The 413-nt window shown below is 35.8% G+C and carries 1 protein-coding gene; it reads left to right on the top strand.

The features are described from left to right. Nucleotides 1-413, top strand: a 413-nt coding sequence (locus ACEN36_RS13085) for a transposase (RefSeq protein WP_407126906.1), incomplete at both ends; no start/stop codon positions are given.

Below are 413 nucleotides of genomic sequence, written 5' to 3'. Positions count from 1 at the left end.
CGCAATGCCTGATTTGTATGAACTTTGTGAAGAGTACGATAGTTTGTATACTATCCGTTTGAAATCCAATCGTAATCTGTACAGAATCGCTGAGCAATTCGTTACCATTAAGGATCATCACGATTGGAGTAAGAAAGAAGTTCATTACTATAACGCCACTTATCAAGCAAAGTCGTGGGGAAAATCCAGAAGGATCTGCATAAAATCAACCAGAGAAGCTAGTGAATTGCTTTTTAGACATGAATTCATCATTACTAATTTTTCAAAAGATGTCTCTCCAGAAATAGTTTTCCAAACGTATTCAAAAAGAGGAACGATGGAAAATTACATTAAGGAAGCAAAAAACGGCTTTTACTTGGATAAAACAGATAGCCCACGTTTTATAGAAAATCATGCTCGTATGATCGTAAGCC

This window comes from Desemzia sp. FAM 23989 (genome assembly GCF_045528345.1).
Classification (GTDB): domain Bacteria; phylum Bacillota; class Bacilli; order Lactobacillales; family Carnobacteriaceae; genus Desemzia.
The sequence above is the reverse complement of the archived record's forward strand: the minus strand, read 5'-3'. Positions and strand labels throughout refer to the sequence as shown.